The organism is Sphaerisporangium sp. TRM90804 (assembly GCF_029846175.1).
Classification (GTDB): Bacteria; Actinomycetota; Actinomycetes; order Streptosporangiales; family Streptosporangiaceae; genus Sphaerisporangium.
The window spans coordinates 1-645 of record NZ_JARWAC010000079.1; the positions used below are offsets into that span (position 1 = coordinate 1).

Sequence of the window (645 nt, forward strand, 5' to 3'; positions counted from 1 at the left end):
CCACCCGCCGCTGGGCAAGTGGTTGATCGGGGTGGGTGAGTGGTTGTTCGGTGCTGATCCGTTCGGGTGGCGGTTCGCGGCCGCGGTGGCGGGTGTGGTGTCGATCCTGGTCGTGGCGCGGGTGGCTCGGCGGATGACGCGGTCGACGTTGCTGGGGTGTCTGGCGGGGTTGCTGCTGGCGTTGGACGGTCTGCATTTCGTGTTGAGCCGTACGGCGTTGCTGGACGTGTTCTTGATGGTGTTCGTGCTGGCCGGGTTCGCGTGTCTGGTGGCTGATCGTGACTGGTCGCGGGGGCGTCTGGCGGCTTGGTATGAGGGGTCGCCGTTGACGGGGACCGGTCCGTGGCTGGGGATGCGGCCGTGGCGGATCGGTGCGGGGGTGATGCTGGGTGCGGCGTGTGCCACCAAGTGGAGCGGGGTGTTCTTCCTGGTGGCGTTCGCGGTGATGAGCCTGGTGTGGGATGCGGGGGCGCGGCGGGCGGTGGGGGTGCGCCGTCCGTATCGGGGGGCGTTGACCCAGGATGTGCCGACCGCGGTCGTGGCGTTGGGGCTGGTTCCGGTGCTGGCGTATGTGGCGTCCTGGAGCGGGTGGTTCGCCACCGCCTACGGCTACGGCCGCAACTGGGCCCAAGCCACCTCAAGCGG

General features: G+C 69.6%; 1 protein-coding gene. It reads left to right on the top strand.

Annotated elements, in window-relative coordinates; translation table 11 throughout:
* On the top strand, positions 1 to 645 hold a 645-nt coding region (locus tag PYR91_RS36325), incomplete at both ends, for a phospholipid carrier-dependent glycosyltransferase (RefSeq protein ID WP_279787564.1).